15 protein-coding genes are annotated in these 13836 nt (G+C 58.6%); 2 read left to right on the plus strand and 13 right to left on the minus strand.

Annotated elements, in window-relative coordinates:
• Positions 1-47: 47 nt before the first annotated feature.
• The 5 genes from OCV64_RS08305 to OCV64_RS08325 all read right to left on the minus strand — a co-directional run bounded on the left by OCV64_RS08305 (position 48) and on the right by OCV64_RS08325 (position 5011).
• Positions 48-218 (minus strand): hypothetical protein, encoded by a 171-nt coding sequence (locus tag OCV64_RS08305; protein ID WP_186852475.1) that lies wholly within the window; start codon positions 216-218, stop codon positions 48-50.
• Complete coding sequence (gene hgdC / locus OCV64_RS08310; protein ID WP_147571203.1) at positions 215-1009, minus strand: (R)-2-hydroxyglutaryl-CoA dehydratase activase HgdC; 795 nt, start codon at positions 1007-1009, stop codon at positions 215-217. Before hgdC ends, OCV64_RS08305 begins: the two co-directional genes overlap by 4 nt.
• Positions 1010-1154: 145 nt before the next feature.
• Positions 1155-2903, minus strand: a complete 1749-nt coding sequence (locus tag OCV64_RS08315) for an acyl-CoA carboxylase subunit beta (protein WP_340405806.1) — start codon at positions 2901-2903, stop codon at positions 1155-1157.
• A gap of 186 nt (positions 2904-3089) precedes the next feature.
• Positions 3090-3893 carry a glutaconate CoA-transferase subunit B gene (gene gctB, locus OCV64_RS08320; protein WP_147571205.1) on the minus strand — a complete coding sequence of 268 codons (804 nt, stop codon included), beginning with the start codon at positions 3891-3893 and terminating at the stop codon, positions 3090-3092.
• Between the two features lie 20 nt (positions 3894-3913).
• Complete coding sequence (locus OCV64_RS08325; RefSeq protein WP_240287854.1) at positions 3914-5011, minus strand: CoA transferase subunit A; 1098 nt, start codon at positions 5009-5011, stop codon at positions 3914-3916.
• Between the two features lie 255 nt (positions 5012-5266).
• Between OCV64_RS08325 and OCV64_RS08330 the strand changes: the two genes are divergently transcribed.
• Positions 5267-6112, plus strand: coding sequence for an AraC family transcriptional regulator (locus OCV64_RS08330; protein WP_147571207.1), 846 nt, complete (start codon positions 5267-5269; stop codon positions 6110-6112).
• Positions 6113-6261: 149 nt separating this feature from the next.
• Here OCV64_RS08330 and OCV64_RS08335 read toward each other — a convergent pair whose 3' ends face one another.
• The 4 genes from OCV64_RS08335 to OCV64_RS08350 all read right to left on the minus strand — a co-directional run bounded on the left by OCV64_RS08335 (position 6262) and on the right by OCV64_RS08350 (position 9607).
• Positions 6262-7140 (minus strand): YitT family protein, encoded by an 879-nt coding sequence (locus OCV64_RS08335; protein ID WP_262669787.1) that lies wholly within the window; start codon positions 7138-7140, stop codon positions 6262-6264.
• A gap of 24 nt (positions 7141-7164) precedes the next feature.
• Positions 7165-7689: a CDP-diacylglycerol--glycerol-3-phosphate 3-phosphatidyltransferase gene (gene pgsA, locus OCV64_RS08340; protein ID WP_147571209.1), complete on the minus strand. Its 525-nt coding sequence runs from the start codon at positions 7687-7689 to the stop codon at positions 7165-7167.
• 338 nt (positions 7690-8027) lie between these two features.
• Positions 8028-9353, minus strand: coding sequence for a 30S ribosomal protein S12 methylthiotransferase RimO (rimO, locus tag OCV64_RS08345; RefSeq protein WP_147571210.1), 1326 nt, complete (start codon positions 9351-9353; stop codon positions 8028-8030).
• A gap of 20 nt (positions 9354-9373) precedes the next feature.
• The gene (locus OCV64_RS08350) at positions 9374-9607 is read right to left on the minus strand and encodes a helix-turn-helix domain-containing protein (protein WP_147571211.1); all 234 of its coding nucleotides are present in this window, start codon (positions 9605-9607) and stop codon (positions 9374-9376) included.
• 69 nt (positions 9608-9676) lie between these two features.
• Between OCV64_RS08350 and OCV64_RS08355 the strand changes: the two genes are divergently transcribed.
• Entirely contained in the window at positions 9677-9931 is a 255-nt protein-coding gene (locus OCV64_RS08355; RefSeq protein ID WP_262669788.1) for a hypothetical protein, read from the plus strand.
• On the opposite strand, the gene OCV64_RS08360 is transcribed toward OCV64_RS08355, so the two are convergent.
• The 4 genes from OCV64_RS08360 to OCV64_RS08375 form a co-directional block, all read right to left on the minus strand.
• Positions 9928-10548, minus strand: a complete 621-nt coding sequence (locus OCV64_RS08360) for a regulatory protein RecX (RefSeq protein WP_147571212.1) — start codon at positions 10546-10548, stop codon at positions 9928-9930. The two genes, OCV64_RS08355 and OCV64_RS08360, sit on opposite strands and share 4 nt — an antisense overlap.
• Complete coding sequence (gene recA, locus OCV64_RS08365; RefSeq protein ID WP_186852472.1) at positions 10549-11658, minus strand: recombinase RecA; 1110 nt, start codon at positions 11656-11658, stop codon at positions 10549-10551.
• A 120-nt stretch (positions 11659-11778) separates the two neighbouring features.
• Positions 11779-12642, minus strand: coding sequence for a peptide chain release factor N(5)-glutamine methyltransferase (prmC, locus tag OCV64_RS08370; RefSeq protein WP_147571214.1), 864 nt, complete (start codon positions 12640-12642; stop codon positions 11779-11781).
• A 102-nt stretch (positions 12643-12744) separates the two neighbouring features.
• Complete coding sequence (locus tag OCV64_RS08375) at positions 12745-13731, minus strand: DUF1385 domain-containing protein (protein ID WP_262669789.1); 987 nt, start codon at positions 13729-13731, stop codon at positions 12745-12747.
• Positions 13732-13836: the final 105 nt, after the last annotated feature.

A 13836-nucleotide genomic window follows, 5' to 3' on the forward strand; every position in this document is an offset into this window, starting at 1 on the left:
GGAAAATCAATTTTGCAATCGGCCGCCGAGACAGCGGCCATACTGCGTTACTTCTCTTTGAATGCGCCAATTCCGGCAATCACCAGACCGATGACCGCTATCAAAACCGCAAACTCTCCCCTGCTCATCAGGTCTCCCACAATTGGGAGCCATATCTCCGACAGCAGTAAGACCAGCGCAAACAAAATCAGCGCGATTCCAAAGAAGATCTGTTTCATCCCTTCTGCTCCTTCAGATACTTCTGATAGGCAAACAGGGCGGCGCCCAGGGCGCCGTTATACTGGGTCAGAGGCGAGGTATGGATGGTGTGGCCCAGCTGCTCCTCCAGAGCACTGACGATGCCGATGTTCTGGGCCACGCCTCCGGTCATAACTACCTGGTCCCTAATGCCCACCCGGTGGGCCAAACCGGCCACCCGGTTGGCCACAGAGTGGTGGATGCCGTTGATGATATCCCGCTTATCCGTGTCCTGAGCCAGTTGGCTGATGACCTCACTCTCGGCGAAAACCGTGCAGGTGGAGCTGATGCCCACGTTTTTGGTGGACTGGGCGCCCAGAGTGCCCAAATCCTCCACCTTCACCTCCAGCACTCGGGCCATGACGTCCAAGAACCGGCCGGTGCCAGCGGCGCACTTGTCATTCATAACGAAGTTGGTCATCACGCCGTTCTCAATCTGGAGGACCTTTACATCCTGGCCGCCGATGTCGATAACCGTGCGGACCTCAGGGAAAAGGAAGGAGGCCCCTTTGGCGTGGCAGCTCAACTCGCTCATCTGTTGATCGGCAAACTCCTCCAGGGAGTTGCGGCCATAGCCGGTAGCCAGGATATAGCTCATCTCCTCCCGTGCCTTGCCCGCGTTCTCCAGCACCTGGGAGATAGCCCGCTGGGGCCCGCTGGTGCCGGCACCCACGGGAATCAGGGACTTGGCGACGATGTCTTTGCCATCGGCCAGCATAATGCATTTGGAAGCGGTGGAACCGATATCGATCCCAAGGGTATAGATACTCATACGGTCAATTTCTCCTTGTATTGCTTAGATCGGCCGGATCGCAGCGCGGCAAAAAGGCCGCTCCCCCATCGATCCCATCCACACCCGCATCCGGGGACCTGCCGGCTGGGCAGCTCCCCGGCCGGATGATAGCGCAGGTGTCAGATCACCGGTGGCCCTCGTCGTAGTCCTTGATGGTCCGGGGCAGCAGCATCTGGTGGAAGGGGCAAATGCTCTCAGGATTCTGATAGCAGGAGTCGGTGAAGGCCACGATGTAGTTGCGCATCATGGGCAGGTCCACCACCTCGTCCACCAGACCGGCCTGGGCGCAGAACAGGGGCTTGGACTTGACATCGTAGTCGTCGATCAAGGCGTTCATCTTGTCGATGGTGGGCTGCAGATCCTTGCCCGCCTTCTGGTCCTTGGCCAGACGGCCGGTGTACATGGCGTTGGCGGCGGTCTTGCCGTTCATGACGTTGATCTCGGTGGCGGCGGTGCCCAGGGAGAAGGCGTTGTTGTCGTTGCCCTGGGGCCCACCCAGGACATAGTGGGCGGCGGCGGTGCCGCGGCGCAGGGTAATCTCCATCATGGGCAGCTTGCTGCTCTGGATGGAGTAGATCAGGGACTGGCCCAGGCCCAGCAGCTCGGCCACCTCGGCGTCGTCACCCACGTCGATGCCGGTGGTATCCTGAATCCAGATCATAGGCAGGCGGTCACGGGCACACAGGGTGACAAACTCGTTCATCTTGATCAGCCCCTGGCGGTACAGCTTGCCGCCCGCGCCCATAGACTGGCCGTATTTGGCCACTTTATACTCAGGGTAGTTGGGGAACACGCCCTGCTGATTGGCCACCACGCCCACCAGCAGGCCGTCCACCTTGGCGATGCCGGTGATCATCTCGGGGCCGTAGCCCTTCTTGTACTCCATGAACTGGCTGCCGTCAAACAGGCGGCCGATGACAGAATACATATCATAGGGACGGTTCTTGTTGTTCAGCACCAGGTCGTACAGCTCGATATCGGACATGGCGGGGGACTGGGGCGCGTCCACACGGAAGAACTCCAGGTCGAAGGTGGGCAGCATATCCACATACTTCTTGATACCGGCGATGACCCCCTCCTGATCGGCGTACACCTCGCGGAAGAAGCCGGTCTGACCGTAGTGGATGGAGACGGATCCGGGAGGATCGGCACGCAGGCCCTTGGTGGCCTCGATCTGGGCCAGAGCGGCCTCCATATCCACATGGGGCTTGGGATTCATGCCGCCTACGATACCGGCGCCGCCTACGGCCATATTGGCCTTCTCATGGGCGATCAACACGGTGGGAGAGATGGAGTGGTAGCCGCCGCCGGCGGGGTTGGTGCCGTGAATGCCTACGATAACGGGAATACCCATCTGGTTCAGCTCAGAGTTGCGGTAGAAGGGGGTGCCGCCGCCCCGGCGGTTGGGGTACACCTTCTCCTGCTTGTCCAGCTCCACACCAGCGCACTCCAGCAGATAGATCAGAGGGATGCGCAGCCGCTTGGCAGTATCAGAGCCACGGAGCAGGTTATCCGCCTGACCGGGAACCCAGGTACCGGCGTGCTTCTTGTTATCGGAAGCGATGATGCAGCACCACTTGCCGTTGACCCGGCCCAGGCCCTTTACGATGGAGGTAGAGCCGTTTTTGTTGTGCTCGGGGTTGTACAGGCTGTTCAGGGGGCACCAGGTGCCGGCGTCCACCAGCAGCGCGACACGCTGCATAGCGGTGAGCTGTCCCTTGGCGTTCATGTCCTCGTCCGCCTTGCCGGCAGACAGGGCGTCTACAATATGGGCGTGGATGTCGTCCTCGATGGCCCTCAGCTCGGCCACGTTCTCGGCGTTGACCTTAACAGGCTTGCCCACCACAGGCATGTTCTGGAAATAGCGGGGCATGGAATAGTTACCCAATGTAATTTCCTCCTTTTATATCGTATCATCTCTGATGCGCGCCGTGCCACCCAGGCGACCATAAATTGTATTGGGTCGCCGACGCCCCCGATCAACACTTGTGTCGGCGGCAGTACGGGCAGGGGAACACGGTCCGAAAGAAAGCATTTCTTCCCATCAGCAGCTTATTTTTTATTCCTTGGGAACCTTAATAAAGGCCTGACCGGGATCGATCTCCTCGCGGATGACCTTGATGATCTCGGGAGAGGGGCCCTCAAAGAGCTGGGCGCGGGACACATCCACCTCGAAGCCGGTGTTCTCCTGAACCATCTCAGGGGAGGAGAAGGGATAGTAGTAGGCCAGGTACATCCGCTTGGTCTCCTCATCGAACTTCATAATGCCCAGATCGGTGACCACCATCTGGGGGCCGCGGTTGCCAGGCAGGCCGGCGCGCTCGCGGCCGCCGGGGCCATCCATCCAGCCGCAGGAGGTAATGTAGTCGATCTTCTCCATAAAGCGGCGCTTCTGGTGCTGCATCATGATAATGGTGTTGCAGTAGGTGGCGATGCCGTTGGCGCCGCCGGAGCCGGTAAACCGGGTCTGGGGCTTGATGTAGTCACCCTTGCCGTAGATACAGGTGGAGTTCACATTGCCATAGGGGTCGATCTGGGCGCCGCCGATAAAGGCGATGAGCCGGTCCTCGTCGTGGAGCCACTCGTTGGCCTCAAACCCGATGAAGCGCACGTTGGGCCACTGGACAGCGCAGTGAGCCATAAAGCGGTTGTCACCCACAGAGCGGGGGACCTCCACAGGGGAACAGTCCATCAGCCCGCTCTCCACGATGGGGTGGCAGGAGGGGCATACCACCCGCTTGGCAAGGGAGGCGCCGATCAGTGGAAGACCGGTGCCCACAATGACGATCTGGTTCTCTTTGATGTTCTTGGCGATGGCGTAAGCCTGCATCTCCTGCTTGGTATACTTGGTATAATCAGCCATGTCTATGTACCTCCCTGTTCTTAGTGTCTGGTGGAGTAGCCCAGATGGGGCTCGTTCTTCAACCGCATCAAACGGGAACCGCCCACCTTATCCAGCAACTCATCGTGGTCCTTGACGGAGTAAACCCACTTGTCTACATAGTCCTTAAAGGTCTCAGGGATGGCGATGCCGGCGGCGGCATCGTCAGCGGCCTTCTTGGCCTTGGCGGCAGCCTCGGCCAGCTTCTCATCCTCAGGCTTGGCGGCGGCGGCCTTCTCAGCCTTGGCGGCGGCCTTGGCCAGCTGGGCCTTGGCGTCCTCGGCATCCTGGTACTTAGATGCCTTGTCATACTCCTTCAAAGCATGGGAGTCGTTGTCATAGTAGTTATAGCACTGAGAGGGCCAGGCTCCATAAGGGGCGTGGACTACGGCGGAGACACATTCACCGAAGATACGGGTCAGAGTGGGGTCGCGGCGGATATACTCGTCGCTGACCAGCTCCTCACAGGTGACAATGACCTTGCGGGCAGCCACGGCGATATCCACATCGTGGAACTCGTCGCCCTCGACGATACAGGTGCCGTCGGGGCTGGCCTTCTGCACGTGGATGATGGCGGTGTCCAGCTTGGGCACAGGGACGGCCACCACCTTCTCGCCAGGCTTGAAGGGATTTTCGATCTCGACGCACTTCAGGTCGTCTACCTTGTCCATGGTCTTGCGCTGCTCCTCGCTGATGCCCCAGTATTTCATCAGGCCGGAGCCCTGCATCAGACGGACAGGCAGGAAGGGCAGGCCCAGGGAGGCGGCGTGGAGCTGGAGCATCAGGACGTCCTGGGAATAGTCCTCATAGGTCAGTTCGCCCTTCTCGATGGCAGCACGGAAACGACGGGAGACATTGGTATAGCCGGAGTTGGCGGTGTAGCAGTTGATGTACGCTTTGACGCGGCCCTCGCCAATCATCATATCCCAATCACCGCCGGCGGGGCCGGCCCAGACAGTAAAGTCCTTCTGACCCTGGCGCAGGATCTCACTCACAGCGGCATAGGGCTTGCGGTTGGTGGTGAAGCCGCCGAAGCAGATACAATCTCCGTTCTCGACGAATTTCGCCACGGCGTCATGCAAGGAATACACTTTGTTCATGGTAAAACCCCCATTACAAAAGATTTTTTCATTCGCTTCTTTTTCTCAAATTTTCAAGGTACTGATATGCGCTCTATATCGGCTATTATTTTAACACAACTGACACAAGAGGTCTATCTTTAATTTATCAAAAAGTTTGCATATCTTCGCCTGCTGTGCTATAATGCTCCTGGCCCTCTCCCCCACGCCGGCCGGGGGGGCCTTCCAGGGGCGCTTTGCCCTGAGAAATGAGCCATACAAACGGAGGTTTGCCGTATGACCAATGTGGAGTTTCATCTGCAGCTCAACCACAACGACACCTGGAACATGAGCCGGCTCCATTTTCATGACCACTTCGAACTCCTCCTCCCTCTGACCAGCCCCGGCAACATCTTTGTCAACGACCAGGTGTACCCCCTTCGCCGGGGCACCCTGTACCTCATTGGGGAGAACACCCTCCACCGGACCATGGCCACCGGGGCGCACGCCAGGTATGTCCTCCACATCAGCCGTAAATCCCTGATGCAACTGTCCACCGTTCAAACCGATTTCACCCAGCTCACCCACGACTCCTTCCGCCGGGCTAACCTGAACGGTATGCAGATGACCGAGATCATCGAGCTGTTCCAGGCCCTGGAGCGCAATAAAAACGACGGTTCCTTCGGCAGCGACATCCATCAAATGGTGGCCCTGCTCAATCTGTTGATTCGGGTAGCTCCTACCTTGAATGCCGCCACTGCCGGAGAGGCCATCCACAACAAGGACTTCCTCCGGGTGGCCCCCATTCTAGATTATATCCGGGACAACCTGTCCGAGCCCCTGTCCCTGGATCAGATCGCCAGCCAGTTTTTCATCAGCAAACACTATCTATGCCGCGTCTTCAAGGCGGCCACTGGCTTCTCCGTAATGGAATATATCATCTACAGCCGGGTACTGCGGGCCCGCCAGCTTCTCCAGGAGGGCACCAGCGTCCAGCAGGCCGGGGAGTTGTCCGGCTTCTCAGACAACTCTCATTTCATCCGCACCTTTGGCCATCTCACCGGGGTCACGCCCGGCCGGTATGCCAAGGAGTATCAGAGCAGCGATCAGATCCTGCTCCGTGAAAATCTGAAGCATAGATAGGGACAGGCCCCTTTTTTTCCCGATTTTCCCAGATGAGGCCCCCACTACGGGTCAACATCTGCAAATCAGCTTCTTCTCTTCCTTTTGTCTATTTTGACCGGATATACCAAAGGGCGCTGTGTGCCGCGGCACACAGCGCCCTTTCTTTTTCAATCCCTTGGCCTTCGATAGAACTTCCCGTGGACCCGCTCAGTCCGGATGACATTGACAAAGGCTTTGGGGTCGGCCTGACGTACCTTACGGACCAGGCCCTTGCTTTCTCCCACGCTGACCACCGTATAGATCATGACGCAGGGCTCCCCATTGTACAGGCCAACCCCCTCGATCAAAGTAGCGGTATGGTGGGTATCCTGTATCTGGGCACACACGCCCCCCACCGTTTCCCGTCCCGTGACGATAAACAGGGTGGCCCGGCCGCTGTCCGGGTCCAGCAGACGGATGGTCTGAGTGCTGGTAAACTGGAAAATGATGGAATACAGGGCCCGCTCCCATCCGAAAAGCAGTCCGGCCACCGTCAGCATCACCGCATTGCCCGCCAGAATATAGTTCCAGGCATCGATATTCTTCCGTTCGGACAGGGCGATAGCAATAAAATCAGTACCTCCGCTGGTGGCTCTGGCCCGCAGGCAGAGGCTGACCGCGAAACCGGTGACCAAGCCGCCGAACACACAGATCAGCAGCAGGTCCTCTGTAATGGGGATGGTAGGCACCAGGTCAGTGAAAATGCTGACCAGGACAATACACTGACAGGAATAGAGGGTAAACTTCTTTCCCACAAACCTGAAGCTAATAGCGGCGGGCACCGCATTGAGCAGCAGATATACTGGCGAGAAGGGGATGTCTACTCCCCAAAACTCCCAAGCCGCGCGCTGGGTCAGACGGGCAAGCCCCGTAAAGCCGCCGGGAAACAGGTCGCCGGCCTGGACAAAGCTTTTCATATTGACGGCGATGATAAGCGACGCCAGCGTCACCAGGACCAGGCGGAACAGGATATCTCTGACAGGGGACCGCACCGCTTTTTCCGACATAGCCGCTTCCTCCATATTACTGGTCTATTTCACATCGGCCAATACGTCCAGGTTCTTCATAAAGTATTCCACGCCGGAATAGATGGTAGCCAGCACGATGACAGCCACACAGATATTGTTGACCCAGGGGGCGATGGGCAACAGCATCAGCACGATGCACACCATAGTGGAGGCGGTCTTTACCTTGCCGGACCAGCCGGCGGCGATGACTCTGCCTTTGTCAGCGGCCACCATACGCAGGCCAGACACCCCGAACTCCCGGATGATGACCACCAGCAGCGCCCAGCCGGGCATCTGGCCGATCTCTACAAACCAGAGCATGGCGGCGGTGACCAGACATTTGTCCGCCAGAGGGTCCATAAACTTTCCAAAGTCAGTGGTCTGGTTATAGTGGCGAGCGATATAGCCGTCCAGGGTATCGGTGAGGCTGGCAATCACAAAAATGGCCAAGGCCCAATAGTTCGCCCCAGGCACATCCAGATAGAGGACCAGCAGGAACAGCGGGATCATAACGACCCGCAGCAAAGTCAGCTTGTTGGCGGTATTCATCTTATCGTTTCTCCTCTTTTTCCGGAACATACTCTATCAATGTCCTCGAATTGATCATCCAGGTAAGCGCAGAGGTATTCAATGACGCGGGATTCCACATAGACCTTTTTCCGTGTGTATAGTCTCCAGATCAGACACCTCAGCCGCTTTATCCTCTCTAATGACATATTTTTTCAGGCCCTTTTGTTTCAAGAGCTGGAACAGCTTATTATCGAGCAAGGACACCCAGATCACATATATGTGCACATTATCAGCACTGGACAAAGCTGGATTCAACATAAAATCTCACTTTATTCTGCGTCAGCCAAAATCACGCTTCATCCAGCGCCGCGTTTGTATCAGTCCTCAATTTCGCCGGTCAAATCTCCATCAGACACGCCGGTGATACGCACCTTGACAAATTCCCCCGCGGGCACCAGCCCGGCGGCGGTAAAATACACATGGCCGTCGATATCCACCGAGTCGGCATAGGTGCGCCCGACGTAACAGCCGGCCTGACTGTCAAAGCCCTCGCACAGCACTTCCATCACTGTTCCCAGGCGTTCTTCGTTGTACGAGTCCATGATCCGGGACTGGAGGTCCACCACCAGCTCTACCCGGCGGGCGGCTACCTCTCCATCCACCTGGTCCTCCATGGCGGCGGCCAGAGTGCCTTCCTCGGGGGAGAACTGAAACACACCGGCCCGCTGGATCTTTTCCTCCCGCAGGAAAGCACACAGCTCCTCGAACTCCTCCTCCCCCTCTCCAGGCAGGCCGCAGATCAGGGAAGTACGGATGACCACGTCCGGCATCGCCGCCCGCAGCTTGGCGAAGAGGGCCCGTATCTCCGCCTTGGTGTTTCGGCGGCGCATGGCCTTCAAAATGTTGTCGTTGCAGTGCTGGATGGGGATGTCCAGATAGTGGAGTATCTTGGGTTCAGAGGCGATGACCTGGATAAGCTCATCGGTGACGGCCTCAGGATAGAGGTAGTGGAGTCGGATCCAGTGGAAGTCCAGCCGGCACAGCTCCTTCAACAGCTGGGCCAAAGTGGCTTTCTCCTCCAGGTCCAGGCCATACCGGGTAATGTCCTGGGCAATGACGATGAGCTCCTTCACCCCGGAGGCGGCTAGCTTTTTGGCCTCAGCCACCAACGACGCTACGGTACGGCTGCGATAGCGACCACGGAGTTTCGGGATGATACAGAAGGCACAGCCATTGCTGCACCCCTCGGCGATCTTTAGATAGGCGGTGTAGGGGGGCGTGGTGACAATGCGCTCGCCGTCCTCATAAGTGCGGTGGATGTTGCCGAAGTGCTCCGCCTTCTCCCCCTCCATCAGTTCCTCTACGGCGGCCACCACGTCGCTGTAGCTGCCGGTGCCCAGCATCCCATCCACTTCGGGCAGCTCGGCACGGATATCGTCGGGGTACCGCTGACTCAGACAGCCCGCCACTAACAGCTTCTTCAGCTTACCCTGGTCCTTCAGTTGAGCCAGCTCCAGGATGTTGTCAATGGCCTCGCTCTTGGCAGACTCGATGAAGCCGCAGGTATTGAGGACGGCCACATCGGCCCCCTCTGGATCGCCGGTGACGATGTGGCCCGCCTGGCGGCACAGGGCCATCATCTGCTCGGTATTCACCAGATTCTTGGCGCAGCCCAGAGACACAAACGCTACTTTATAAGTCATAGGATCGCTCCGTTTATCATTTATTTCCCCCGCCAGGCAGGGTCATCTGTAATTCCCAGAAGATAATCTGTGGAGACATGAAAATAGCAGGAAAGAGCAACCAATTTATCAATGGTCGTTCCCCGCGCTCCGCTCTCTATCGTACTGATTGCTTTGTGTGAGAGCCCAATCGCTTCTCCCAGTTCCTTTTGATTCAGGCCCGCCCGTTTTCTCAATGCAAGCAAACGGCTGCCGAACACATTTGAATTTGTCATAAATGCTCCTTGACATTTACCTTTTAGTAGACTATAATCTACTCAAAGGTAAGAAAGGGTGTTTTATTTATGTACGATTATATCTCCGCGCTCTGCCTGGGCGAAAGCCTGCGGGATCCCCCGGTCAACCCCCTTGAGAACATACCGTCCAGCCTGAAGAAGCAGTTGGAGCGCATCGCTCCGGCTATGGGCGAGCAGTTCAACCAAGAGTTCCTGCGGCAGCTTCGGCTGGTCCTCACCCGCACGGAGCTCAAGAGTTACCGGGACGGCTTTCAGACCGGGGCCCAGCTGATGCTCTCCATGCTGGAGGACTGCTGCAGCTAGTCCAGCTCCACCTCCGCCCCGCAGCGCCCCAGGGCCTCGTTGATCTCGCTCCAGTGGTAGCCCCGGCGGGCCAGGGCGTCAGACAGCTTCTTCAGCTCCTGACGGTCAGGCGTCCTGCCCCCCAGCTTTTTGGTCAGGAAGGCGTCGATGGCCGTGGAGGAGTCCTGCGCCTGGTCGAGGGCATCCTCCCACAGCTCCCTTGGGACGCCCCGGCAATACAGCTCGTCCCGCAGCTTCCGCTCCCCGTATCCCTTAGCGGAGTAGTAGCGGACTACTTGGGCAGCGTAAGCCGCGTCGTCCAGGTAGCCCAGCTCCGCCATCCGTTCACAGATGGCGGCGGCCTCCTCCTGGGTGGCCTCCCACTGGGACAGCTTTCGCTCCAGTTCCTTTCGGGACTGGGGCTTTCTTGCCAGCAGGGACAGTGCCTTCTCCTTCAGGCCGCTCCGGTGGAGAGAGGCCATCAGTCCCTCGGCCTCCTCCTCGGTCAGCTCCTTCCCGGCGCAGAGGGCAAAATCAATGATTTCGTTCTCCCCCAGACGCAGGATGGAGCCGTCCTCCAGCACAGCCAGCCACCGGCCCTGGACCCGCTTGGAGGGCTTCAACTCCTGGATGACCACTTAGTCCTCTCCATCCTCGAAATCGTCCGCAGCCACATCCACCGCCCGCCCGGCGGCCCTGGCGGCAATCTGGGCCTGCTTGCTCATCAGCTTGAAGGCGTTGGCCCGTACCTGGGCCTCAATGTCCTCGGCCAGCTCCGGGTGGTCCTGGAGATACTGCTTCACCGCGTCCCGGCCTTGCCCCAGGCGCAGCTCACCCATGGCAAACCAGGAGCCGGACTTCTGGACGATATCCAGCTTGACCGCCAGGTCCACCAGCTCGCCCCACTTGGAGATGCCCTCGCCGTAGAGGATGTCAAACTCCGCCTCCCGGAAGGGGGGCGCGACTTTATTCTTCACGATCTTGGCTCTGGTGCGGTTGCCGATGATCTCAGAACCGTTCTTCAGAGCCTCCACCCGCCGCACGTCGATACGCACTGAGGAGTAGAATTTCAGCGCCCGACCGCCGGTAGTCACCTCGGGGTTGCCGTACATGACCCCCACCTTTTCTCGGAGCTGATTGATAAAAATAACGATACAGTTGGTTTTGGAAATGGAGCCGGCCAGCTTGCGCAGGGCCTGGCTCATCAGTCGGGCCAGTAAGCCCACATGGCTGTCCCCCATGTCCCCCTCGATCTCCGCCCGGGGCGTCAGAGCGGCCACGGAGTCCACCACCACCACGTCGATGGCTCCGGAGCGGACCAGAGCCTCGCAAATCTCCAATCCCTGCTCGCCGGTGTCCGGCTGGGAGATGAGCATGGAGTCGATGTCCACCCCCAAGGCCCTGGCATAGCCGGGATCCAAGGCGTGCTCCGCGTCGATAAAGGCCACCTCTCCCCCCCGTTTCTGAGCCTCGGCCACAATGTGGAGGGCCAGGGTGGTCTTACCGGAGGACTCCGGCCCGTAGATCTCGATGATGCGGCCCTTTGGAACGCCGCCAATGCCTAGGGCGATATCCAGGGACAGGGAGCCAGTAGGGATGGAGTCCACCACCACATCGGCATTCTCTCCCAGGCGCATGATAGAGCCCTTGCCATAAGCCCGCTCGATCTGGGCCATAGCGGTCTCCAGTGCCTTTTTCTTGTCAGACGCGGGAGTTGCCGACTCCACCACGGGTTTTTTAGCAGCCATGTACATCTTTCCTTTCTCGCCGGCGGCTCTCAGCCGCCGGCCTCTGTCTGTCCCATATATTACCCTTTTATCTATCCGATAAACGGTACTTTTTGTGGGGGGGCGGCCCCCTGTTCTACCTCAGCTGTTGATGGTCCCCTCCACCACCCGCCAGATCCCCTGGGTATCGGCTGTGGTCTTAATGTCCTCAAAGCCGTTTCGGGCCAGGATCTCCTCCACCTCGGGCGCCTGGCCGATCCCCACCTCGAAGAGCAGGGTGCCTCCCAGCCGGAGGGCGGATTTCCATTTGGCGGAAATGAAGCGGTAAAAGTCTAGCCCGTCTTCGCCGCCGTCCAGAGCCATATGGGGCTCGTAGTCCCGGACAGAGTGTTCCAGACCCAGAATGTCCGCGGTAGGTATGTAGGGGGGGTTACAGACGATGGCGTCAAAATCCCAGAGTGCGGAGCTGGGCGGCTCCATCGCGTTGACGGATAAGCAGGTGACTCTGGAGTTCAGGTCATTGCGGCGGACATTCTGCTTGCACAGCCGCAGGGCTCCCTCGGACAGCTCCGCCAGCACCACCCGGCAGTTGGGCGCATTGGCGGCCACCGCCAGCCCCACACAGCCGCTCCCGGCGCATAGGTCCAGCACTCTGGCCCCCTCGCCGGCCTCCCGTGCCTTCAAAATCCCCCGCTCGGCCAGCACCTCGGTGTCCATCCGGGGGATAAGGACATCCTGGGAGATATTGAGCGGCAGGCCATAGAACTCCCACTCGCCGATGATATAGGCCACCGGCTCCCCAGCCAGACGGCGCTGGACCAGCTCCTCTACCCGGCGCTCCAGCTCGGCGGACACATAGAGGGACATATCTCGGTACAGCTGCTCACGGCTCTTGTCCGAGGCGTAGCACAGGATTTCTCTGGCCTCCAGCTGGGCCCCCTCCACTCCGGCCTTTTTCAGCCGGGCCCTAGTATCCAGAAACAGATTGTTATAGGTGGTGGCCATACTATCACCTTCCCCGTTTATTTGTATACGGACATAGGCGCACAGGGCTCCCGTTAACGGCCGGAGACGGCCTATCAAAACGGAGCCCGCTTTCCTTTGGCGCTACCAGGCGTCCTCCCCCTGCTTCTCCGGCAGGACCAGCTCCAGGGCCCGGATGCCCACCTCGATCATGGAGTCATCCGGCTCGAAGGTAGTGAAGTTCTGAAGCCACAGGCCGGGGGCGGTAAGGAGCTTGGTCACAGGTCCGTCATGGCGGCCTGCCCAACGATTAAACTCATAGCTGATGCCCACGATAAGGGGCAGCATCGCCAGGTGGGCAAGAAAGCGTAAAATGGCATTCTCCACCGGCCAGATGGCAAAAACTACTGTGGACACTAAAATGGAGACCGCGATGACCATAAACAGGAAGCTGGTACCGCAGCGCGGATGGTGCCGCGGCTGTTTTCTCACGTTCTCCACCGTAAGGGGCAGCCCAGCCTCATAGCAGAAGATAGTCTTGTGCTCCGCCCCGTGGTAGGAGAATACCCGTTTCATCTCCTTCATCCGGGAGCACAGGGCCAGATAGCCCACAAAAATTACGATCTTCAACAGACTCTCCGCCACGTTCCGAACCAGCATAGACGGGGTAAAAAACCGGACCGCTGTGCCCAGCAGGGTGGGCAGCAGAAAAAACAGGGCAATGGACATCCCGATGCCCAAAATCACGGCCAAGGTAGTGAAGAACGCGGTGGCCTTCTCGCTGCCCAGCCTGTTGTTGAGCCAATTTTCAAATCTGGAGGGCTCTTCTTCCTCCCCGTCCTCAGGGTAGAAATCCGCCGAAAACATCAGGGCGGTCACTCCGTTGTACATGGAGTCGCAGAAGGTGACCACGCCGCGGATCAGGGGCAGCCCCAGGATGGGATATCGGTCCCGGATCAGCTTAATATCTTTCTCCTGTATCTCCAGCTCTCCGTCCGGCCGGCGGACCACCACAGACTGCTTTTTGGGGCCCCGCATCATGATGCCCTCAATCAGAGCCTGTCCACCGCACATGGTCTTAAAACCCTTTTGGCAAGCCCCTTGTCTTTCTTGTTCTGTGTGAATCGACATTTGATTCTCCTTATGTTGGCACTGATAGAATAGGTATATCCAACTATGTCCGGGGAGCTCCCGGCAGTTTCGCCCCCTGTCCTCCAGAGGTCTCACCGTCCCATT

The organism is Muriventricola aceti, assembly GCF_025567565.1.
In the GTDB taxonomy this organism is placed as follows: Bacteria; Bacillota; Clostridia; order Oscillospirales; family Oscillospiraceae; genus Lawsonibacter; species Lawsonibacter aceti.

Coding starts and splice junctions, on each gene's coding strand:
- OCV64_RS08325 (WP_240287854.1), bottom strand. CDS start 5,011: ATGAACAAAGTGTATTCCTTGCATGACGCCGTGGCGAAATTCGTCGAG.
- OCV64_RS08305 (WP_186852475.1), bottom strand. CDS start 218: ATGAAACAGATCTTCTTTGGAATCGCGCTGATTTTGTTTGCGCTGGTC.
- hgdC (WP_147571203.1), bottom strand. CDS start 1,009: ATGAGTATCTATACCCTTGGGATCGATATCGGTTCCACCGCTTCCAAA.
- recA (WP_186852472.1), bottom strand. CDS start 11,658: ATGGCTGCTAAAAAACCCGTGGTGGAGTCGGCAACTCCCGCGTCTGAC.
- gctB (WP_147571205.1), bottom strand. CDS start 3,893: ATGGCTGATTATACCAAGTATACCAAGCAGGAGATGCAGGCTTACGCC.
- rimO (WP_147571210.1), bottom strand. CDS start 9,353: ATGACTTATAAAGTAGCGTTTGTGTCTCTGGGCTGCGCCAAGAATCTG.
- OCV64_RS08315 (WP_340405806.1), bottom strand. CDS start 2,903: ATGCCCCGCTATTTCCAGAACATGCCTGTGGTGGGCAAGCCTGTTAAG.
- OCV64_RS08330 (WP_147571207.1), top strand. CDS start 5,267: ATGACCAATGTGGAGTTTCATCTGCAGCTCAACCACAACGACACCTGG.
- OCV64_RS08350 (WP_147571211.1), bottom strand. CDS start 9,607: ATGACAAATTCAAATGTGTTCGGCAGCCGTTTGCTTGCATTGAGAAAA.
- OCV64_RS08375 (WP_262669789.1), bottom strand. CDS start 13,731: ATGTCGATTCACACAGAACAAGAAAGACAAGGGGCTTGCCAAAAGGGT.
- OCV64_RS08335 (WP_262669787.1), bottom strand. CDS start 7,140: ATGTCGGAAAAAGCGGTGCGGTCCCCTGTCAGAGATATCCTGTTCCGC.
- OCV64_RS08355 (WP_262669788.1), top strand. CDS start 9,677: ATGTACGATTATATCTCCGCGCTCTGCCTGGGCGAAAGCCTGCGGGAT.
- prmC (WP_147571214.1), bottom strand. CDS start 12,642: ATGGCCACCACCTATAACAATCTGTTTCTGGATACTAGGGCCCGGCTG.
- pgsA (WP_147571209.1), bottom strand. CDS start 7,689: ATGAATACCGCCAACAAGCTGACTTTGCTGCGGGTCGTTATGATCCCG.